The organism is Plantibacter cousiniae (nom. nud.) (assembly GCF_977070315.1).
Genome location: NZ_CDRVEU010000001.1, coordinates 606,228 through 626,063 on the forward strand (window position 1 = coordinate 606,228; position 19,836 = coordinate 626,063).

Genomic DNA, 19,836 nt, shown 5'->3' on the forward strand with positions numbered 1-19,836 from the left:
CGACGCTTCACGCTTGACCGTCATGGCCATGCTGGGCATGCTTGGCGCCGCTTGGAAGCCGATTCATCTGGTCTGGCATTGCGCCGGCGCCCGTTTTGGGTTGCGCACTGCGCGTTCGCCAGCCTCGCTGGGTGGCCGATTCGTCGGTCCCTCACTATAAAAACAGGATCATTACATGACCTACGACATCCTGATCGCCGATGATCATCCCCTGTTTCGCAGTGCGCTGCATCAGGCGCTGAGCATCGGTCTGGGGCCTGACGCACGGCTGGTCGAGGCAGAAAGCATTGCCCAGCTTGAGTCGCGCCTGGCGGAAAAGGCTGATTGGGATCTGGTTCTGCTGGACCTGAACATGCCAGGGGCCTATGGCTTCTCCGGGCTGGTCCTGTTGCGTGGCCAGTATCCGCAGATACCGGTGGTGATGGTCTCGGCGCAGGAAGAAGCCTCCATCGTGGTGCGCTCCAGAGAGTTTGGTGCCAGTGGCTTCATTCCCAAATCCAGCTCGCTGGAAGTCATTCAGCAGGCGGTACGCACGGTGCTTGATGGTGACGTCTGGTGGCCGCCGCAGGTCAATGAAGTGATCAGTGTTTCAGACGAGGCAAAGGCCGCCAGCGCAGGCCTTGCCAGCCTGACGCCGCAGCAGTTTCGAGTGTTGACGATGGTTTGTGAAGGCTTGCTGAACAAGCAGATTGCTTCCGAACTCAGCGTGTCCGAAGCCACCATCAAGGCACATGTCACGGCGATTTTCCGCAAGCTTGGCGTACGCACGCGCACCCAGGCAGCATTGTTGTTACAGCAGCTTGAGTCCATTTCGTCCAGCTGACGGCTTTCAGGTTCCAGTATTCACGCTTTTTTGACCTTTATTGCCTTAGCTTTCCTCATCTTTTTACACAGCAGCCTCTCTATGTCGCCCTTCAAAGGCCAAACCGGTCTGAAACGTATTCTTAATGCCGCAGGTTATTCACTGGACGGTTTATGCGCTGCCTTCAAAGGTGAAGCGGCTTTCCGTCAGTTGGTACTGCTCAACGTGGTCCTGGTCCCGCTGTCGTTTTTCCTGCACGTCAGCAAGGGTGAGCATGCCCTGCTGGTTGCCGTGTGCCTGCTGGCGCTGATCGTCGAGCTGCTCAACTCGGCCGTAGAGGCGGCCATTGACCGCATCTCGCTGGACCTGCACCCGCTGTCCAAGAACGCCAAGGACATGGGCAGCGCTGCCCAGTTCATCGCTCTGAGCATGATCGGTCTGGTGTGGGCGATCATTCTGCTGGGCTGATGCCTTTCGATACAGACGCGTCAATACAGGCTTGGCAGCACGATTTCGTCGCTGCGCTGAACTCCGGCGGTGAATGCGCGGCACAGCTCAAGAAACTCGCGCATGGCTGAGGTCTGGTATTTCTGTTTGTGCCAGATGAAATAGAACTGCCTGGCCAGGTCCAGCTCGGGCGTGGCCAGCTCCACCAGATTGCCGCGACGAAAGGCATCGCGCAGCGCCAGTCTGGAGATGCAGCCAATGCCCAGCCCGGATTCGACTGCACGTTTGATCGCTTCGGTGTGCTCAAGCTCCAGCCGGACATTCAGCCCGTTACGGTGATGACGCATCGCCTGATCGAACGTCAAGCGCGTGCCTGAGCCTTGTTCCCGAAGGATCCAGGCTTCGTGGGTCAACTCTTCCAGCGTTACCTGAGCGCGTTTGGCCAGCGGATGCTGCGGGGCACAGAACACCACAAGTTCGTCTTCGACCCAGGATTGCACTTCGATGTCCGGGTGGCTGCAATCGCCTTCGATGAGGCCCAGATCGATCTCGTAGTGAGCGACCTGTTGCACGATATGCGCTGTGTTCTGGACATGCAGCTTGACCTGGCTTTCCGGGTGGCGCTGCATGTAGCCGCCGATCAGCAGGGTTGCGAGGTAATTGCCGATCGTCAGCGTGGCTCCGACCGCCAGTGAGCCGAAGCCTGATTTGCCATTGAGCAGGTCTTCGATTTCCTTGGCCTGATCGAGCAGCGCGACGGCTTGCGGCAGCAATTGCCTGCCGGTGGCGTTGAGGCTGAGGCGCTTGCCGGCGCGGTCAAACAGCTGGCAGCTCGACTGGCGCTCCAGCTCGGTGATGGAGGTGCTGGCAGCCGACTGCGAAAGCGAAAGCAGTACCGCGGCTTTGGAGACGCTTTCCTGCCGGGCGACGGCCACAAATACCTGGAGCTGACGGAGAGTAAATCGCATATCTATATAACCGATAACCTATATCTTGATAATTCATTTAACAGATATTGTGTCTGCCACTAGAATGTCGCGCAATAGCGCAGTGCTTCTGCGCGCACTATTTTTTCAGGAGTCCTCACGTACATGAGCAACATGAACCACGAGCGTGTCCTCAGCGTCCACCACTGGAACGACACCCTCTTCAGTTTCAAGTGCACCCGCGACCCTGGTTTGCGTTTCGAGAATGGTCAGTTCGTGATGATCGGTCTGCAGCAGCCAAACGGTCGTCCGCTCATGCGTGCCTATTCGATTGCCAGCCCGAACTGGGAAGAGCATCTGGAGTTCTTCAGCATCAAGGTGCCGGACGGCCCGCTGACCTCCCAGTTGCAGCACCTCAAGGAAGGTGACGAAATCATCATCAGCAAGAAGCCTACGGGTACGCTGGTGCTGGACGACCTCAAGCCGGGCAAGCATCTTTACCTGCTGAGCACTGGCACCGGCCTTGCGCCGTTCATGAGTGTCATCCAGGATCCCGAAACCTACGAGCGTTTCGAGAAGGTCATCCTCTGCCACGGCGTGCGTTACGTGAACGAAGTCGCCTATCGCGAATTCATCACCGAGCATTTGCCGCAGAATGAATTCTTCGGTGAAGCGCTGCGTGACAAGCTGATCTACTACCCGACGGTCACCCGCGAGCCCTTCGAGAACGAAGGTCGTCTGACCGATCTGATGCGCAGCGGCAAGCTGTTCAGCGACATCGGCCTGCCGCCGATCAACCCGCAGGACGACCGTGCCATGTTGTGCGGCAGCCCAAGCATGCTCGACGAGACCAGTGAAGTGCTCAACAGCTTCGGCCTGACCGTATCGCCGCGTATGCGCGAGCCGGGCGACTATCTGATCGAGCGTGCTTTCGTCGAGAAGTAAACCGGCTGCACAAGACCCGCCTCGTCCTTGACTGGATCAGGCGGGTTTTTGTTGCGCGGGATTTGTCGCCTCGATCAGTTTAGGCAAGCAGCAGCTTCAGGCGAGCAGCACTTCCAGCACGCAAATCACACCCGCTTGCGGGTAGTGCCAACGCACGTCCAGATCCCAGAACTGAGCACCATAGCGACGTTCCGGCGTGGGCAGCTGATAGGCCGGGCGCGGGTCCTGGGCCAGACACTGCTCGATCAGTTCGACCAGCGGCTCATTCAGGCGCAGCGCGTGTTCGCGAGCCTGTTGCAGCGCGGCGTCTTGCCAGTGCACCGGTATCAGGGCTGGCGCAGCACTGGCGATGCAGTTGGTCGCACCGCCAATTGCATCGGCGTAGGGTACGTAGGGCTTGATGTCCAGCACCGGCGTGCCATCCAGCAGGTCGATGCCGGACAGCCAGAGTCGCCCAGGCTCGACCTTGTCCAGCTTGACCACCGACTGGCCGATGCCATTGGGACGATGGGTTGCGCGGGTAGCGAACACGCCCATCGACTGGTTGCCACCCAGGCGCGGCGGGCGCACCTTCAGGCGTGGCTTGTCTTCCAGCGCCAGGTGGAACAGAAACAGCAGCCAGACGTGACTGACCTGTTCCAGCCCCTGAACCGCTTCACCCTGATCGAACGGTGCCACCAACTCCAGCACCCCGCGGGCCGCCGGGGCCAGTTGTGGCTGGCGAGGGATGGCGAATTTCTCCTTGAAGCAGGAGCGCACGAAGCCGACAGGGGAGACCTTGTAGCTCATCGTGGCAGGTTCAGCCACGCACGCGCAGGGTCAGGCCCTTTAGGAAATTGCGCAGCAGTTGATCGCCACAGGCGCGGTAGTTGGTGTGTCCGACTTTGCGGAACAGGGCGCTCAGTTCTGGCTTGGAGACCGGGAAGTCGACTGATTTGAGGATGGCGTGCATGTCATCTTCTTTCAGTTCGAACGCCACGCGCAGTTTTTTCAGGACGATATTGTTGGTGATCGGCAAATCGATCGGCTGTGGCGGACGGCTTTCGTCCTTGCCACGCTTGAAGTAGACCAGGCCATCAAGGAAGTGCGCCATGATTTCATCGCTGCAATCCAGGTAGCCTTCTTCTTCCTCTTTTTTCATGAATGCGATGACATCGCTTTTCGACACTTCAAAACCGGTCAGTGCGGTGATCTCGACAATCTTGCTGTCGCTGATATCGAGCATGTAGCGCACGCTGCGCAGTACGTCGTTGTTCATCATGAGGCGTGGTTCCTGATAAGTCGTAGGGCAGCGCATGACGGTGGTCATGCGCTGTAATAAGGTGGGTGGCGCGAGGGTCAGAACTTTTCCTTGGCCGTCATGTAGCGCCACTGGCCCTCGGGCAGTTTGCCCATGGACACGCCGCCAATACGGATACGGCGGATGGCGACGATCTTCAGGCCGACGGCCTCGCACAGCAGGGCGATGATGCCGGGCTGCGGATTTTTCATCGCAAAGCGCAGGCGGTTCTCGTTCTGCCAGCTGGCTTTCACGGCCGGCAGCTCCTTGCCTTTGTAAGTCAGGCCGTGGTTCAGCCGGTTGAGGCCATGAGCAACCATCTCGCCCGAGATCTCCACCACGTATTCCTGCTCGATCTTGCTGCGATCATCGGTGAGCTTGCGCAGGATCTTCCAGTCCTGGCTGAACACCATCAAGCCGCTGGCGTTGGCCTGCAGGCTTGAAATCGCCTCAAGGCGCATGAAGTGGCCCTTGAGCGGACGCTTGCTGTAGCTGTGCTCTACGGAAAGCGTGCCCGGAGTGATCATCTGCAAAGCCTCTTCGGCGCTTGCCGAGGCGGGTTTGTGCAGGATGATCGTCACCGGCTCCGGGGCGTCGGCCTTGGCGTCCGGGCTGAGTTCGATTTTCTGGGTGCTGACCTTGAAGTGCGGTTCTTCGATGACCTCGCCGTCCACCGTGACCCAGCCGCCCTCGATAAACAGCTCGGCCTCCCGGCGGGAGCAACCGACCAGCTCGATTAGGCGTTTGGAAAGGCGAATGGGGTCTGTCATGACAAAAAAGCCGTTTGCTAAAATAAAGTCGCCATTGTAACCGTCTGGCGACGGTTAATCGCGGCAACATTGCATCTGCGTTGCAATCGATGTCATTGACGATCGATCAGGCGCATTCTGAGCATGGGGTAAGGCTGGCCCAGGCCATCGACTTCAGCGCGGCTGACAACCTCGAAACCATGCCTGCGGTAAAACCCCAACGCCTGCGTATTCTGCTCGTTGACGTCCAGTTCACGGATATTGAACTGCTCGATTGCATGAGCCAGCAACTGCGTGCCCAGCGTCTGGCCGCGATGGTCCGGGTCGATGAACAGAATATCCAGACTGGTCTTGCGCGTGCCCGCAAAGCCGGTGATGTTGAGCTGTTCATCCCGGGTACAGAACAGGGTCACACTGCCCAGATACTGCGGCAGCAGCTCCTTGAGCCGGGTGATGTAGGCGTCTGGCAGAAAGTCATGGGTCGCGCGCACCGAGCGTTCCCATACCTCGGTCAATTCCGGGTAATCGTGGGTATCCGGTGTATACAGCGGCATCTCGCGTCCTCCTTCAGCTGGTCCTGGATAGACCACAGCCGGAGACAAAAAAGCCCTGCCGGTTAAAGGGCAGGGCTTTCGTTTGCAACCAGGGCGAGCGCTTAGAGCATCTCGGCCCACAGGTCGTATTCGTCGGCATCGGTCACCCGGCACATGATCTTGTCGCCGGGCTGAACGGTACTGCCGTCTTCCAGGCCGATGAACACGTTGCCGTCGATTTCCGGGGCGTCGAAGAAGCAGCGGCCCACGGCACCACGATCGTCGACTTCGTCGATCAGCACTTCGATTTCCTTGCCGATCTTCATCTGCAGGCGCGCAGCGCTGATTGCCTGCTGATGAGCCATGAAACGATCCCAGCGATCCTGCTTGACGTCGTCCGGCACGATGGCCGCGTCCAGCAGATTGGCGGGCGCGCCTTCAACCGGCGAGTACTGGAAGCAGCCAACCCGGTCCAGCTGCGCTTCGGTCAGCCAGTCCAGCAGGTACTGGAAGTCTTCTTCGGTTTCGCCGGGAAAGCCGACGATGAAGGTCGAACGGATGATCAGGTCAGGGCACTGCTCACGCCAGTTCTTGATGCGTGCCAGCGTCTTGTCTTCGAAGGCCGGACGCTTCATCAGCTTGAGGATTTTCGGGCTGGCGTGCTGGAACGGGATGTCCAGGTACGGCAGGATCTTGCCAGCGGCCATCAACGGGATCAGTTCGTCGACGTGCGGGTACGGGTAGACATAGTGCAAGCGCACCCAGACGCCCATCGAGCCCAGCGCCTGGCACAGCTCGGTCATGCGGGTCTTGACCGGCTGACCGTCCCAGAAACCGGTACGGTATTTGACGTCAACGCCATAGGCGCTGGTGTCCTGGGAAATGACCAGCAGTTCCTTCACGCCGGATTTTACCAGGCGCTTGGCCTCGTCCAGCACATCGCCCACCGGGCGGCTGACCAGCTTGCCGCGCATCGACGGGATGATGCAGAAGCTGCAGCTGTGGTTGCAGCCTTCGGAAATTTTCAGATACGCGTAGTGACGCGGGGTCAGTTTGACACCTTGTGGCGGCACCAGATCGATCAGCGGATTGTGATCCTGGCGGGGCGGCACTACGTCGTGCACCGCGTTGACCACCTGTTCATATTGCTGCGGGCCGGTCACCGACAGCACGCTGGGGTGCACGTCGCGGATGACATTGGCGTCAACGCCCATGCAGCCGGTAACGATGACCTTGCCGTTTTCCTTGATGGCTTCGCCGATCACTTCCAGCGACTCGGCCTTGGCCGTATCGATGAAGCCACAGGTGTTGACCACCACCACGTCGGCGTCCTCGTAGGTCGCAACGACTTCGTAACCTTCCATGCGCAGTTGGGTCAGGATGCGTTCAGAGTCAACGAGTGCCTTTGGGCAACCCAGTGAAACGAATCCAACCTTGGGGGCGGACGGCGTGGTGACGGTGGACATGGCAAACCTCGGCGTGAAGGGCACCCGGACGCGAAGCGCAGGCGCTGACTGGGCGCTTGCTGCGCCTCTGATCAAAAAGTGCGCAATTCTAGCGGTGAGTGGACAGGATGACCAGCGTTTGCATGAGAATTACGACGTACGCGAGACGCAGCCGGGGTCAGCGCCCACCCATTCGATCGCATTATGATCGACAGTAGCTTCGGTACACGCAGTGTATTGAGGGGCATGGCGAGGTTGCAGCGTGCGACTGAGACATTCTGAATGCAGTCCAAGCCCGCATGAACGGGCCTGGACTGACTTTCACATGTTCTCAGCGCCGCGGTTCATGCATCGGGCAGCCGTTGTGCTGACTGCGAAAGCCCGCCGAGTGTTCATAGGCCGGTTTGCGTACGCGCATGACGCCGCCCAATGGACGATGTGCCTCAAGGCCGTGCCAGGGGCTGAATGCCATGGCTTCGTCAATTTCCTGAACGTTTTGCTCGGACCACGACGACTGGCGGGGCACATCGATGCGAGCGACGGTGACGTAGGGGCTGAGGTCTTCCGGCCAGATCGCCGAGGCGTCCTCGATCGGCATTTTTTCCAGGTCCGTGGCCAGCTGAACGCGGACTTCCCAGCTGGCGTCGTGTTCAAGAAAAAACGCTTTGACCGCTTCGCGCAGACCGTCCGGATTGTCTTTGAGGTCCAGCGCTTTGTCGGTCAGCGCAATCAGCTCGGCGGAGACGGGCACGACGCTGAGCTTGGCGTAGTAGGGGCCATACAGAAAAGGCACGACGGTGTAGAACGTCTCGCCGAGGATGTGGGTCATCGGATGCCCGCCGAGACTTCTCAGTGTGCCACTTTCGCCCCCTGCAGACTCGATCACCGACTCAATGCCGCGCAGGACGGCAGACAACGCACGTTTCATGCCCGGAGCCTTGTCGGTCGTTTTGGCCAGCAACTTCAAGGTCTTCAGGAAGGCCTTGGGGTCCTTGGCGGTAAAGGCCTTGGCGTTTTGCATGACGAAATCCTGAGTGGTTGCCTCTGCGCTGCCAGGCAAGCGCGCGCCCTCGACGCCGACCAGTTTGATGGCCAGGCCTCTGGGCGTGGATACCTTGTCGTCGAGAATGTCGCCCGGGTTGGTCGAGAAGCGCATGACGACCGGGAAGTTGCCGGGCCTGGCAAAGGCACCCTGGGCCAACGGCTCGGGCAGGTCGCCGTAGACCTGAATCTGACCGTGAAGCAAGCCGTGAGCCTTGGCGTGCACACTGCGAATGGCGTGCCCCGTGTCTTGATACGTGGTCTCGAGGATGGAATGCATGGCTTCGACCAGCTCTTTGCTGGTCTGCGCTTCATCGTCCGGAACGACTTCAAACGAGGGCTGGAAGGGTAACGGCTGGACAGTCAGGTTTTGTGTGGTCATCAGAGCATCTCGGTGGGAGGGGATCAGGGTGCCCTGGCGTCGATGCGGTTCTTGAAGACCCCTGATGCGGCAGGCTTAAGTAATGACCGGCCGATATTTTTGTCGTTCCATGAGAAATGTTGCTTCGAAAAACTGCTTCAAGGGGCCGTGATCAAGGCGTGGTGGCAGGCCGGATCGATATAACCATCTGCGTTTCACCAAGAATTACGACGAGTGCTGCGTTATGCTTCGCGCCATCGCGCCGAGGCATGTCAATGTCTGGCTGAATCTGAATTGTTACGCCTTGTGATGTTCTCAGTGTTGAACCTCATGTCTGGTTTCCGGGAGTAGTGGATGAGTCAAGCAAACAGTCATGCGGAGGCCGGAGGCGCTGCCAAGCCCATCGGACTGCTGATCGCCGCAGTCGGTGTGGTTTACGGCGACATCGGCACCAGTCCGCTGTACACCCTCAAGGAGGTGTTTCAGGGGGGGTACGGCGTGGAAGTGACCCATGATGCGATTCTCGGGGTACTGTCGCTGATCTTCTGGTCGCTGATCTGGGTGGTTTCCTTCAAATACATGGCGTTCGTCCTGCGTGCTGATAACCAGGGCGAGGGCGGCATCATGGCGCTGATGGCCCTGGCGCGGCGTGCGTCGGCCAAGCATCCCCGCCTGCAAATGATGATGGTGGTGTTCGGACTGTTCGGCGCCGCATTGTTCTACGGTGACAGCATGATCACCCCGGCAGTTTCGGTGTTGTCGGCAATGGAAGGGCTTGAACTGGCGTTCGATGGCCTCGATCACTGGATCGTGCCCATGGCGCTGGTGGTGCTGGTGGGCCTGTTTCTGATTCAGCGTCATGGCACCGCGCGCATCGGCGTGCTGTTCGGCCCGGTGATGGTGACCTGGTTTCTGGTGCTCGGTGCGCTGGGTGTCTATGGCATCATGCAGTCGCCGGAAGTGCTGAAAGCGGTCAATCCGGCATGGGGTGTGAATTTCTTCATCATCCATCCGGGCATTGGTGTGGCCATTCTGGGTGCTGTGGTGCTCGCCCTGACGGGGGCCGAGGCGCTGTATGCCGACATGGGGCACTTTGGCCGCAAGCCGATTTCACGTGCCTGGTTCATCCTCGTGCTGCCTGCGTTGCTGCTCAACTATTTCGGTCAGGGTGCGCTGGTGCTGGGCAATCCTGAAACGGTTCGTAACCCGTTCTACCTGCTGGCGCCGGGCTGGGCGCTGCTGCCACTGATCGGTCTGTCGACGATGGCGACCATCATTGCCTCGCAAGCGGTGATCTCCGGCGCGTTCTCGATGACGCTGCAGGCGATCCAGTTGGGCTACATTCCACGCATGCACATCCAGCACACCTCCAGCGACGCGCAAGGCCAGATCTACATTGGTGCCGTCAACTGGGCGCTGATGGCGGGCGTGATTCTGCTGGTGATCGGCTTCGAGTCGTCTGGCGCGCTGGCGTCTGCCTACGGCGTGGCGGTGACCGGGACCATGCTCTGCACCACCATTCTGGTGTCGACGGTCATGCTGATGCTCTGGAAATGGCCGCCATTGCTGGCCGTTCCATTGCTGATCTGCCTGCTGCTGGTGGACGGTCTGTTCTTCGCGGCCAACGTGCCGAAGATCTTCCAGGGCGGGGCCTTCCCGGTGCTGGCGGGTGCGGTGCTGTTTATTCTCATGACCACCTGGAAGCGCGGCAAGCAATTGCTCGCGGAGCGAATCGACGAGGGCGGCCTGCCATTGCCGATCTTCATCGGCAGTATTCGCGTCCAGCCGCCGCATCGGGTGCAGGGCACGGCAGTGTTCCTGACGGCGCGTTCGGATGCCGTGCCCCATGCGCTGTTGCACAACATGCTGCACAACCAAGTGTTGCACGAGCAAGTGGTGCTGTTGACGGTGGTGTATGAAGATTCGCCGCGTGTACCGTCCGCTCAGCGCTTCGAAGTGGAATCCTATGGCGAAGGTTTCTATCGGGTGATCCTGCACTTCGGCTTTATCGATGAGCCCGATGTACCGGCTGCACTGGCCCTGTGTCACTTGCCGGAGCTGGACTTCAGTCCGATGCGCACCACGTACTTCCTCAGCCGCGAGACGGTGATCCCGTCCAAGATGGATGGCATGGCGCGTTGGCGTGAAGCGTTGTTCGCCTTCATGCTCAAGAACGCCAACGGCAACCTGCGCTTCTTCAAGCTGCCGTTCAACCGGGTGATCGAGCTGGGTACGCAAGTGGAGATGTAAACGTTGGCCGGGTTGTCCGGCAGCGCAGATAAAAAAATCCCGGCAACCTCACGGTGCCGGGATTTTTTTGGGTCGCAGACTGCAGCGTTACTGAGCGGTAGTCTTGCCCTGACGCTTGTTGATCGCGTCGATCAGACGTTTGGCCAGTGCCGGGTAGTCTTCATCGAAGTGATGACCGCCTGGTAACTGAACCGCTTCGCCAACGGCGGTGGTGTCGGTGCAACCGCTGTCTTTCTTCTCTTCTACGCCGTAAACGCAGAACACCTTGGCGGCTGGCAGCTTAGCCATTTCCTGTCCGGTGGTGGCTTCCTTGCCTGCGTTACCGAGCCAGCCGTCAACGTGAATCTCGAAGCTGCCAGTGCGCGCGAAGGCCAGCAGAATGATTGCGTCAACCCGGTTCTGATCGTCTGCGGCCAGGCGATTGTAGATGGCTGGCATAACGTCCGCACCGAACGAGTAGCCAGCCAGGATGAAGCGCTTGGTGCCCCATTTCTGACGGTAGTGGTTCATCAGGTCGGTGAGGTCGACGGCGGTCTGTTCCGGCGTCTTGTGTTCCCAGTAGTAGCGCAGCACATCGATGCCGACCACCGGGTACCCCATCTTGGCCATGTCGCCAGCCACGACCTTGTCCAGGTCGCGCCATCCGCCGTCACCGGACATGAACAGCGTCACCGTGTCAGAAGGCTGGCTGGCCGGGACTTCGACCGTTGGTATGCCCAGTCCGCCGCTGTCATTCTCGCCGAGCAGCAGATGACGAAGTTCGGTATTGAGCACCTGAGGCAGCGGAATGTCGTAGTCGCTGATGCTGGTGTCGGCGTTGGTCTGGTCGCGCACGAACGCTGCGCTCGGATCATCCGGCGCGTCATTCCAGGCGGCCAGCCAGTGCCCGTGCTCAGCCTTTTGTGGCAGTGGCACGTCACAGATCTGTGGTGGCTTTTCGTCCTCTTCCACAACAGGCGGCGGGTTCGAGGCATGTTCAAGCGCAAAACCTACGGAAATGGCCTGCGCCTTGTCATCGGTCTGTCCGGCCAGCCAGCGCCAGGCCAGCGTTGCCCCAGGGCCTATGCCACCGACGACCTTTGCCGGGCCGTCGAGCTTCGCCAGAGCGTCCTGGAAGGTCTTCTGCTGCAGGACGCAGTCGTCCTTGGGCAACACTACCTGAATGATGCGTGCTGACGCATCCTTGCTGATCGCCAGCAATTGCTTGTCGGTCAACATGTCTTCAGCGGTAACGGCCAGTGCGATACGGGTCTTGATGCTGGTGGCCGGTGTTACGCTGGTCAGCGGCGCGCCACCGTCAAGGTTCGAGTGTTCCAGTGATGCGGGCGGGGCGGGGCGGGTCCAGACCCAGACTCCCAGCGCTACGATTAAAAGAACAATTACCAGAGCTGCGAGCAAAAGGCGCCAGGAGCGTCGAATCATCAGCGTTTCACCAATCCAGTCAGGCCGCCCGCAATCAGGGCGGCGGTGTCAGCCAGTGCTACGAGCGGATCAAGTCCGGCAGGCACGGCCATATAACGAGGTTCCCAGTCAGGCTGGAACTTGTCCTTGAAGCGACGCAGCCCCTGGAAGTTGTACAGCTGTTCGCCACGGCGGAAGATCATCGAACCCAGACGCTGGGTGATGGGTGCACCGCGTCGTGGCTGCAGGCCCGACAAAGGCACCATGCCCAGGCTGAAGCGCGCGTAGCCCTGGGCTTTGTAATGCAGAATCAGGCCGACCATCATGAACTCCATGGTCAGCTTGGGCGCATCCGGGTGAGAGCGCATCAGGTCAAGGCTGGCCAGTTCCGGGCTGGTGGTTTCCAGCAGGTTGGAGAACGCGACCGGCTTGCCCTGAAAGTGCACGATGGCAATGCGGAAGTACTTTAGGTACTCGGTGCTGAAGCGGCCCAGGGAGAAGCCTTTTTCACGGACATTCTTGCCCGTCAGCCAGGCGTCGGAAATCACTTTCAGCTCGTCGATCGGCGCCTGGCCCGGTTCGTAGATTTCCAGCGAAAGACCGTCGCGGCCACCCCGGTTCCAGGTGTAACGCAGGTCCTTCATCTCCTTGCCCTTGGCGTCGATGTCGAAGCGCCGCAGGTCGACGCGCGCTTCTTCACCCAGCTTGATGGCGGTGAGACCGATGTCCATGTAGAACGGCAGGTTTTCTGCACGTACCTGGTAGAACACCGGACGTGCATGGTGCACGTCGCACAGATCGCGGAATTGCCAGATCAGCTCGGCACGCTGCTGTGTAGGGCCGATCGGATCGTAAAGCGCCACCAGACTGCGGCCGCGATGCGAGTACATCAGGAATGCATTGCCGGCCGGATGAAACAGGATCGCCTTGTCGCCGGTCAGCACCAGGCCGCCATCCGGCTGTTTGGATGCTTTGAGGATCTCGGCTGCCTTGTCCAGATCTGCCGCGTCGGGCAGTTTGATGACTGGTCTGGCAGTACGCAGCAACCAGGTCAGCGAAACCACCACCAGCAGTACTGCGCTGCCCAGCGCCGAACGCAGGCCGCGCGGGGCGTCTGCATCGAGGGTGAACTGCCACCACAACTGGTGACTGTAGGGCACGTCCTGATAGGCGAACAGCAGCAGCCATATCGAGGCACCGACCACACAAATGCTGGCAATCAGGTAGACCGGCGAGAACGGCAGCTCCAGCAGGCGGCTTGGACGGTAGAACGAACGGCGGAAGGTCAGCAGCAGGCAGGCGGTCAGCAGCAGCATGCTGGCCTCTTCCCAGTCGAAGCCTTTGAGTATCGACAGCACTGCACCGACCAGCAGCAAAATAGAAGTCAGCATCCATGCGGCCGATAGTCGCCGACGCAGGCCCTGGGCAAGCAGCAGGCACAGTACGCCCACCAGACTGGCACCGAAGTGCGACGCATCGATCAGTCGATGCGGGATCATGAAGCCGACGTTTTCCAGACGGGTATCGATTTCAGGGGTGGCACCAGAGAAGAGCAGCACCACCCCCGACAAGAAAACCAGTAGTGCCAGAATCGGTGCCGCCAGCCCTGAGGCGACGCGCATGGCCTGCCGGGTCGGCAGCAGGCGTTGGGCTTCGGTAAACAGCAGGGTAAGGCAGGCCAGCAGCAGCGGCAGGATCACGTAGATCAGGCGGTACAGCAGCAGCGCAGCGGCGAGCGGGGCGGCACCCAGTTCGTTGGCAAAGGCTGCGAGCAGAATCGCTTCGAACACACCGACGCCGCCAGGCACATGGCTGAGTACGCCAGCAGCGAGGGCCAGCAGATAGATAAGGATGAATGCACCCAGCGGCGGCGCGTGCGGCAGCAGGAGGTACAGGACCATCGCTGCGGCGGCGACATCCAGCGCGGTGATCACCAGCTGGATCAGCGTCAGCTTCAAATCCGGCAGGCGCAAGGTACGACGACCGAGACGAACCAGAATATTGTGCGGGATGTCCTGTTCCGGCAGGCGGCGACGGTAGACGAACACCGCCAGCAGTAGGCTGCCGATCAAAACTGCTGTGGCGACGACAGCCAGCACATCGACGGGAAGCTTGAGTGCCAGTGACGCGCCTGACAGGTTGCTCAACGTGGCCAGTGCAGCCAGCGGCGGCAGCGCACAACCCAGTGACAGGCTGGCGAACACGGTCATGCGGGCAATTTCGATTGCGCCTACGCCGTGGCGTGAATAAAGCCTGTAGCGCACCGAGCCACCGGACAGCATCGACAGGCCGACCGCATTGCCGATGGCAAATGAGGTGAAGCCGCCGAGAAGCAGCGTCTTGATGGGCAGGTCGACATTGGCATAGCGACTGGCCGACAGTTCATAGCCCATCAGGATGATATACCCGACGATTGCCGCGAGCAGCGCACCGCCCAAGGCGGGCAGGGGGACTGAGAACAGCGAGTCGTGCAGCGCATACCAGTCCATTTCGACCAGCATGTGGCGGCAGGCTATAAGGGCCAGGCTGAACAACAGCAGCATCACTGCCAGCCCGATGGGCTGTCGGTATTTGCTCAGCAGCTCCCGCCAGTTATGGCGCGGTGGGCTGACGGGTTGCTCTGCATCAATGGTTTCATTGGAATCGGACATGTTGTCGCGCATCAATCACTCCTTGGATCGTGCGCGACAGGATGGAGGTATGCAGCCAAGTTACCAATCCCTACGCAGAAAATATTTCAGGATGTTAGCGCGTCAACGTCTAACGAGCGAATAGCGAATCGAGCCGGGTGATGCTGTTCAGCTACGGTTCAGTCGTGATTCAGCTTAGTAACACCTATCGGCAGCGCACGCAAAAACTGTCGTAAATGCACGCATTACGTTACAGATGTGATGATAGGGTTTCAAAGGGCTTTGGAAATAGTCTTTTTTGTCAGACAGTTAGCCGTTGCCCGCACTGCTTTTTTACCGGAAACAAAAAAGGCCACTCTTTCGAGTAGCCTTTCTTGATGTTTGGTTGCGGGAGCCGGATTTGAACCGACGACCTTCGGGTTATGAGCCCGACGAGCTACCAGACTGCTCCATCCCGCGTCTGTGTGGCGGCATTCTACAGCCGAACGCCGATGTGTCAACCCTTAATCCGGAAAGCCTGCAAATGAGTAGCAGATTGTGCAGATTTTGCACGATTGGGTTCGGATGCGCAGTTTTCAGGGCTGCGCGCTTGCGTGGGGCATTATCAGGAAAGCGTAAGGCCTTTTGTCAGGATTTGCCGCAGGTCGCCGGGAGCGATCTATATCTGCGCGAGGCATGGTCCATGTCCAGGCCTTAGAAGGGTGCTTTTCAGGCGCACACAAAAAAGGCCACTCTTTCGAGTAGCCTTTCTTGATGTTTGGTTGCGGGAGCCGGATTTGAACCGACGACCTTCGGGTTATGAGCCCGACGAGCTACCAGACTGCTCCATCCCGCGTCTGTGTGGCGGCATTCTACAGAGAGATGGCGAGGTGTCAATGGTTAGTTTTAAAAAAGTGCTTTTTCTTCAAATGCTTAGCGGAACCAAATGATCGGTCTGCACGGCATCGGCGCTTGCATGACGGGGCTTTGCGGCTTTTTCGGTCATGCGTGATGGGCTTTTGACTACTTTTCATGGCGGCCTTTCGCATCATTGGATGTTACTTGGCGGTACGAATGAGATACTGCGCGGCCATTGATTGCAAAATCCCATCAGGTCATGACGCAGCGCAAAATCATCCACATCGACTGTGACTGCTTTTATGCAGCCATTGAAATGCGTGACGAGCCCGACCTCGCTGGCAAGCCGCTGGCGGTAGGCGGCTCTGCGGAGCGGCGCGGGGTGATTGCGACCTGTAATTACGAGGCGCGCGCCTATGGGGTGCGTTCGGCCATGTCGTCCCGGCATGCGCTCAAACTCTGCCCGGACCTGACCATCGTCAAGCCGCGCATGGATGCTTATAAAGAAGCATCGCGGGAAATCCACACGATCTTTCGCGATTACACCGACCTTATAGAGCCGTTGTCTCTGGATGAGGCCTTTCTGGATGTGTCCGAGGCCGGGCATTTTTCCGGCAGTGCCACGCGCATCGCGCAGGACATCCGTCGCAGGGTCTCGAATCAGTTGCACATCACCGTGTCGGCGGGCGTTGCGCCCAACAAGTTTCTCGCCAAGATCGCCAGCGACTGGAAAAAGCCCAACGGGTTGTTCGTCATCACACCGGATCAGGTCGAGGATTTCGTCGCTTCCTTGCCGGTCACCAAGCTTCACGGCGTCGGAAAAGTCACCGCAGACAAACTCGGCCGGCTGGGTATCGTCGACTGCGCCGACCTGCGAAGCCGCAGCAAGCTCGCGCTGGTCCGGGAATTCGGCAGCTTTGGCGAGCGCCTCTGGAGTCTGGCGCACGGGATCGATGACCGCCCCGTGCAGAATGACAGCCGACGTCAGTCAGTCAGCGTTGAAAATACCTACGACACGGATCTGCCCGATCTGGCGGCCTGCCTGGAAAAGCTGCCGGACCTGCTGGAAACGTTGAGTGGCCGCATGGCCAGAATGGAAGGGCAGTACCGGCCCGGCAAGCCGTTCGTCAAAGTGAAGTTTCACGACTTTACGCAGACGACTCTGGAGCAGTCCGGAGCCGGCAGGGATCTGGGCAGCTATGAACAGTTGCTGGCTCAGGCGTTCGCCCGTGGTGGCAAGCCGGTTCGCTTGCTGGGCATAGGCGTACGTTTGCACGATCTGCGTGCAGCCCATGAGCAACTGGAATTGTTCTCTCGATAATGACTGGCCGCGGTTATACGCCGCGGCCTTTCATGTTACGGGCTCTTGCTACTGACTCTGGGCAGGAACGGCGACCAGACGGCCAGCGTCTCTGGCGAGAGACTTGAGAAACTCACCCTGCAACTGCGGATCGTTGCGCGTCAGTTCGATCAGGCTCTGCTCCAGCTCGCTGGCTTCTTCTTCCAGCCCCATGTCAGAAAGACGTTTGACGCGATGCACCCACTGGCTGACCTCGTCATCTTCCAGGTCGTCGTAGATCAGGGCGTGCGCCTCCAGCAACTTGCCGCGTAGCGAATGGCTGATTGGCAAACTGGCGTTCGCGTGCGCGCTGTCCTGATCGTCTTCGACATTGATATAGATGCGCGTGATGCGGCTCAGGTCCTGTTCCGCAAACGGGCTGTCCAGCAGGTTCAGGCGCAGGATGCCGTTGCGGTCAGTGCTCATTTCGTGAGTTTCATTGCCAGCCTTGACCATCACCGGGCGTTCATTCCAGGGCAGGGTGGAGTTCTCGATCCGCTTGTCCTTCTGAACCTCGTCGATGCTCGCCAGATTCTGCTCGGCGCGACCGTGGGACGGGGCATTCATGAACGGATTCAGACCTGCCACGCCATAGTGAATCCAGTCCTTGGTCATGCTTTCCGGCAAATTGCCCAGCGCAAACACGTTGACCACGTTGGCCCCGACACCTGCGACAACCGCTATCGCGCCGAGCGGGATCTCGTAGACCTCCCGCCACGGTTGGTAAGGCGTGTAGCGGTCATAGTGTCGAGTGACTTCAAAGTCGGTGACCTCGAACGATTTGTGCTCGTGAATCCGCACGCGGCGTTGCGGCAACTCCAGTGTCTTGGGTTCGCCGATATCGACTTGCAGGGTATGTTCGAGCAGTTTGCGTTCGACTCGCTCCTCGTGCTCGCTGCGCTGAGAGAGCTGGTTGGCACAGCCGCCGACGAGAAATGAGCCGCACAGAACGGCGCTGCCGAGGCTTAAGGTGCTTCGTTTGAGCATGGGATCTCTGATGCGGATTGGGCGAGTGAAGAGCGGCGCACCTGCGAGCAGGTGCGCCTTTTGACTCAGCGGTTCACTTTGCCCTGGATGAACGACAGCACGTCCGCGACCGCAATGGCTTGCGGTTGCGATTCGGTACGGCTCTTGTATTCCAGATTGCCTTCGGCCAGGCCTCGGTCGCTCACCACAATGCGGTGCGGGATACCGATCAGTTCCATGTCGGCGAACTTGATGCCTGGGCTGGTCTTCTTGTCGCGGTCGTCGAGCAATACTTCAAAACCGGCAGCCGTCAGGTCGGCGTACAGTTTGTCCGTCGCTTCACGAACGGCGTCTGTCTCGTAGCGCAGCGGAACCAGCGCAATCTGGAACGGTGCGAGGGTGTCGTTCCAGATGATGCCGTTTTCGTCGCTGTTCTGTTCGATGGCAGCCGCCACCACCCGGGAAACACCTATGCCGTAGCAACCCATCGCCAGATTGACCGGCTTGCCGTTCTCACCCAGCACCTGGCACTTCATCGCTTCGCTGTACTTGGTGCCCAGCTGGAAGATGTGACCCACTTCGATGCCGCGCTTGATTTCCAGCGTGCCTTTGCCATCCGGGCTTGGATCACCCGCAACCACGTTACGCAGGTCGGCGACGGTCGGCACCGGCAGATCGCGCTCCCAGTTGACGCCGAAGTAGTGTTTGTCGTCGATGTTGGCACCCACGCTGAAGTCGCTCATCAGCTCGACAGAGCGGTCGATGATGCACGGCAGTGGCAGGTTCAATGGGCCCAGCGAGCCCGCGCCTGCGCCGATGGCGTCGCGCAGTTCGGCTTCGGACGCCATGACCAGCGGGCTGGCGACCTGTTCCAGCTGGCTGGCCTTGATTTCATTGAGCTCGTGATCGCCGCGGATGATCAGGGCGATCAGCTTGCCTTCTTCGGCCGCATGGACCACCAGAGTCTTGACGGTTTTCTCGATGGGCAGACCGAAACCCTCGACCAGTTGGGCGATGGTTTTGGCGTTTGGAGTGTCGATCAGACGCAATTCTTCAGTAGCGGCCGGACGAGTCTTTTCGCGAGGCACCGCTTCGGCTTTTTCGATGTTGGCTGCGTAATCGGAGTCATCGCTGAACACGATATCGTCTTCGCCGGATTCGGCCAGTACGTGGAATTCGTGTGAGCCTGCGCCACCAATCGAGCCGTTATCCGCTTCGACCGGGCGGAATTTGAGGCCCAGGCGGGTGAAGATGTTGCTGTACGCCAGGTGCATGCGATCGTAGGTGACCTGCAGCGATTCGTGATCGGCGTGGAACGAGTAAGCGTCTTTCATGACGAACTCGCGTCCACGCATCAGGCCGAAGCGTGGGCGGATCTCGTCACGGAATTTGGTCTGGATCTGGTACAGATTGATTGGCAGCTGTTTATAGCTGTTGAGCTCATTGCGTGCCAGATCGGTGATGACTTCTTCGTGGGTCGGGCCCAGGCAGAACTCACGGTTGTGGCGGTCGACCAGACGCATCAGCTCCGGGCCGTATTGTTCCCAGCGACCGGATTCCTGCCACAGTTCTGCAGGCTGAATGCCGGGCATCAGAATTTCGAGTGCGCCAGCGGCGTCCATTTCTTCACGAACAATGGCTTCGACCTTGCGCAGCACGCGCAGGCCCATGGGTAGCCAGGTGTAGAGGCCGGAGGCCAGCTTGCGAATCATGCCGGCGCGCAGCATCAGCTGATGGCTGACCACGACCGCATCGGAAGGGGTTTCTTTCTGTGTGGCGAGCAAAAATTGACTGGTGCGCATGGTTGGCCGTTGTCGGTTGCTGAGACATGAAATGACCTGGCATTGTACGGCGGTGTGCCGGTCGCGTACAGGGCGGGGCTGGC

General features: G+C 59.5%; 16 protein-coding genes and 2 tRNA genes. 5 read left to right on the forward strand and 13 right to left on the reverse strand.

Features of this window, described 5'->3' with window-relative positions:
• Positions 1-175 precede the first annotated feature (175 nt).
• Positions 176-823 carry a response regulator transcription factor ErdR gene (gene erdR / locus ACW55A_RS02755; RefSeq protein ID WP_003433336.1) on the forward strand — a complete coding sequence of 216 codons (648 nt, stop codon included), beginning with the start codon at positions 176-178 and terminating at the stop codon, positions 821-823.
• 81 nt (positions 824-904) lie between these two features.
• Entirely contained in the window at positions 905-1,270 is a 366-nt protein-coding gene (locus tag ACW55A_RS02760) for a diacylglycerol kinase (protein ID WP_003364775.1), read from the forward strand.
• Between the two features lie 20 nt (positions 1,271-1,290).
• Here the strand turns inward: ACW55A_RS02760 and ACW55A_RS02765 are convergent, their stop codons facing one another.
• Entirely contained in the window at positions 1,291-2,217 is a 927-nt protein-coding gene (locus ACW55A_RS02765) for a LysR family transcriptional regulator (RefSeq protein ID WP_003339525.1), read from the reverse strand.
• Between the two features lie 123 nt (positions 2,218-2,340).
• Between ACW55A_RS02765 and fpr the strand changes: the two genes are divergently transcribed.
• Complete coding sequence (fpr, locus tag ACW55A_RS02770) at positions 2,341-3,120, forward strand: ferredoxin-NADP reductase (protein WP_002554680.1); 780 nt, start codon at positions 2,341-2,343, stop codon at positions 3,118-3,120.
• A 96-nt stretch (positions 3,121-3,216) separates the two neighbouring features.
• Here fpr and tsaA read toward each other — a convergent pair whose 3' ends face one another.
• From tsaA to ACW55A_RS02800, 6 genes are all read right to left on the reverse strand, one after another.
• Positions 3,217-3,927 carry a tRNA (N6-threonylcarbamoyladenosine(37)-N6)-methyltransferase TrmO gene (tsaA, locus tag ACW55A_RS02775; protein WP_498810545.1) on the reverse strand — a complete coding sequence of 237 codons (711 nt, stop codon included), beginning with the start codon at positions 3,925-3,927 and terminating at the stop codon, positions 3,217-3,219.
• The gene (locus tag ACW55A_RS02780; protein ID WP_003433332.1) at positions 3,920-4,381 is read right to left on the reverse strand and encodes a YehS family protein; all 462 of its coding nucleotides are present in this window, start codon (positions 4,379-4,381) and stop codon (positions 3,920-3,922) included. Before ACW55A_RS02780 ends, tsaA begins: the two co-directional genes overlap by 8 nt.
• Positions 4,382-4,458: 77 nt before the next feature.
• Positions 4,459-5,169, reverse strand: coding sequence for an rRNA pseudouridine synthase (locus ACW55A_RS02785; RefSeq protein WP_003364769.1), 711 nt, complete (start codon positions 5,167-5,169; stop codon positions 4,459-4,461).
• 92 nt (positions 5,170-5,261) lie between these two features.
• Positions 5,262-5,702 carry a GNAT family N-acetyltransferase gene (locus ACW55A_RS02790; protein WP_455808856.1) on the reverse strand — a complete coding sequence of 147 codons (441 nt, stop codon included), beginning with the start codon at positions 5,700-5,702 and terminating at the stop codon, positions 5,262-5,264.
• 101 nt (positions 5,703-5,803) lie between these two features.
• The gene (gene rimO, locus ACW55A_RS02795; RefSeq protein WP_003433328.1) at positions 5,804-7,147 is read right to left on the reverse strand and encodes a 30S ribosomal protein S12 methylthiotransferase RimO; all 1,344 of its coding nucleotides are present in this window, start codon (positions 7,145-7,147) and stop codon (positions 5,804-5,806) included.
• Positions 7,148-7,457: 310 nt separating this feature from the next.
• Positions 7,458-8,549: a catalase family protein gene (locus ACW55A_RS02800; RefSeq protein WP_003364761.1), complete on the reverse strand. Its 1,092-nt coding sequence runs from the start codon at positions 8,547-8,549 to the stop codon at positions 7,458-7,460.
• A 333-nt stretch (positions 8,550-8,882) separates the two neighbouring features.
• Between ACW55A_RS02800 and ACW55A_RS02805 the strand changes: the two genes are divergently transcribed.
• Entirely contained in the window at positions 8,883-10,778 is a 1,896-nt protein-coding gene (locus ACW55A_RS02805) for a potassium transporter Kup (protein ID WP_003433327.1), read from the forward strand.
• A gap of 87 nt (positions 10,779-10,865) precedes the next feature.
• On the opposite strand, the gene ACW55A_RS02810 is transcribed toward ACW55A_RS02805, so the two are convergent.
• The 4 genes from ACW55A_RS02810 to ACW55A_RS02825 all read right to left on the reverse strand — a co-directional run bounded on the left by ACW55A_RS02810 (position 10,866) and on the right by ACW55A_RS02825 (position 15,644).
• Positions 10,866-12,200, reverse strand: a complete 1,335-nt coding sequence (locus ACW55A_RS02810; RefSeq protein ID WP_058398117.1) for a virulence factor family protein — start codon at positions 12,198-12,200, stop codon at positions 10,866-10,868.
• Entirely contained in the window at positions 12,200-14,842 is a 2,643-nt protein-coding gene (mprF, locus tag ACW55A_RS02815) for a bifunctional lysylphosphatidylglycerol flippase/synthetase MprF (RefSeq protein WP_498810550.1), read from the reverse strand. Before mprF ends, ACW55A_RS02810 begins: the two co-directional genes overlap by 1 nt.
• A gap of 349 nt (positions 14,843-15,191) precedes the next feature.
• Positions 15,192-15,268, reverse strand: a tRNA-Met gene (locus tag ACW55A_RS02820).
• A 299-nt stretch (positions 15,269-15,567) separates the two neighbouring features.
• Positions 15,568-15,644 (reverse strand) — tRNA-Met (locus tag ACW55A_RS02825).
• Between the two features lie 261 nt (positions 15,645-15,905).
• Between ACW55A_RS02825 and dinB the strand changes: the two genes are divergently transcribed.
• The gene (gene dinB / locus ACW55A_RS02830) at positions 15,906-16,967 is read left to right on the forward strand and encodes a DNA polymerase IV (RefSeq protein ID WP_003364753.1); all 1,062 of its coding nucleotides are present in this window, start codon (positions 15,906-15,908) and stop codon (positions 16,965-16,967) included.
• A 48-nt stretch (positions 16,968-17,015) separates the two neighbouring features.
• Here dinB and ACW55A_RS02835 read toward each other — a convergent pair whose 3' ends face one another.
• Together ACW55A_RS02835 and ACW55A_RS02840 are read right to left on the reverse strand one after the other, a co-directional pair.
• On the reverse strand, positions 17,016-17,972 hold the full coding sequence (locus ACW55A_RS02835; protein WP_003433321.1) for a hypothetical protein: 957 nt from the start codon (positions 17,970-17,972) through the stop codon (positions 17,016-17,018).
• Between the two features lie 65 nt (positions 17,973-18,037).
• Entirely contained in the window at positions 18,038-19,753 is a 1,716-nt protein-coding gene (locus ACW55A_RS02840; protein WP_455809193.1) for a proline--tRNA ligase, read from the reverse strand.
• Between the last annotated feature and the right edge of the window lie 83 nt (positions 19,754-19,836).

Coding starts and splice junctions, on each gene's coding strand:
- ACW55A_RS02760 (WP_003364775.1), top strand. CDS start 905: ATGTCGCCCTTCAAAGGCCAAACCGGTCTGAAACGTATTCTTAATGCC.
- fpr (WP_002554680.1), top strand. CDS start 2,341: ATGAGCAACATGAACCACGAGCGTGTCCTCAGCGTCCACCACTGGAAC.
- ACW55A_RS02805 (WP_003433327.1), top strand. CDS start 8,883: ATGAGTCAAGCAAACAGTCATGCGGAGGCCGGAGGCGCTGCCAAGCCC.
- ACW55A_RS02790 (WP_455808856.1), bottom strand. CDS start 5,702: ATGCCGCTGTATACACCGGATACCCACGATTACCCGGAATTGACCGAG.
- ACW55A_RS02800 (WP_003364761.1), bottom strand. CDS start 8,549: ATGACCACACAAAACCTGACTGTCCAGCCGTTACCCTTCCAGCCCTCG.
- ACW55A_RS02840 (WP_455809193.1), bottom strand. CDS start 19,753: ATGCGCACCAGTCAATTTTTGCTCGCCACACAGAAAGAAACCCCTTCC.
- ACW55A_RS02785 (WP_003364769.1), bottom strand. CDS start 5,169: ATGACAGACCCCATTCGCCTTTCCAAACGCCTAATCGAGCTGGTCGGT.
- ACW55A_RS02810 (WP_058398117.1), bottom strand. CDS start 12,200: ATGATTCGACGCTCCTGGCGCCTTTTGCTCGCAGCTCTGGTAATTGTT.
- ACW55A_RS02765 (WP_003339525.1), bottom strand. CDS start 2,217: ATGCGATTTACTCTCCGTCAGCTCCAGGTATTTGTGGCCGTCGCCCGG.
- dinB (WP_003364753.1), top strand. CDS start 15,906: ATGACGCAGCGCAAAATCATCCACATCGACTGTGACTGCTTTTATGCA.
- erdR (WP_003433336.1), top strand. CDS start 176: ATGACCTACGACATCCTGATCGCCGATGATCATCCCCTGTTTCGCAGT.
- mprF (WP_498810550.1), bottom strand. CDS start 14,842: ATGCGCGACAACATGTCCGATTCCAATGAAACCATTGATGCAGAGCAA.
- ACW55A_RS02780 (WP_003433332.1), bottom strand. CDS start 4,381: ATGATGAACAACGACGTACTGCGCAGCGTGCGCTACATGCTCGATATC.
- rimO (WP_003433328.1), bottom strand. CDS start 7,147: ATGTCCACCGTCACCACGCCGTCCGCCCCCAAGGTTGGATTCGTTTCA.
- ACW55A_RS02835 (WP_003433321.1), bottom strand. CDS start 17,972: ATGCTCAAACGAAGCACCTTAAGCCTCGGCAGCGCCGTTCTGTGCGGC.